The sequence below is a fragment of the Cupriavidus sp. a3 genome (assembly GCF_051015765.1).
GTDB classification, from domain to species: domain Bacteria; phylum Pseudomonadota; class Gammaproteobacteria; order Burkholderiales; family Burkholderiaceae; genus Cupriavidus; species Cupriavidus oxalaticus_A.
On the sequence record NZ_CP170643.1, the window covers coordinates 3,097,705 to 3,098,165 of the forward strand.

Annotated in this window: 1 protein-coding gene; it reads left to right on the forward strand. The window is 64.0% G+C overall.

The genetic code is table 11. The annotated features are described in order from the left end of the window. Positions 1-461, forward strand: a 461-nt coding sequence (locus ACAD63_RS14885) for a bifunctional UDP-4-keto-pentose/UDP-xylose synthase (RefSeq protein ID WP_434032904.1), incomplete at both ends; no start/stop codon positions are given.

A 461-nucleotide genomic window follows, 5' to 3' on the forward strand; every position in this document is an offset into this window, starting at 1 on the left:
GGCCATCACCTGACGCGCCGCATCCTGGAAACCACGCCGTGGGAGGTCTACGGCATGGACATGAACACGGACCGCCTGGGCGACCTCGTCGATCACCCGCGCATGCACTTCTTCGAAGGTGACATCACCATCAACAAGGAGTGGATCGAGTACAACATCCGCAAGTGCGACGTGGTGCTGCCGCTGGTCGCCATCGCCACGCCGGCCACCTACGTGCGCCAGCCGCTGCGCGTGTTCGAGCTGGATTTCGAGGCCAACCTGCCGATCGTGCGCGCCGCGGTCAAGTACGGCAAGCACCTGGTGTTCCCGTCGACCTCGGAGGTCTACGGCATGTGCAGCGACGAGGAGTTCGACCCGGAAGCCTCGCCGCTGGTCTACGGCCCGATCAACAAGCCGCGCTGGATCTATGCCTGCTCCAAGCAACTGATGGACCGCGTGATCCACGCCTACGGCATGGAGCA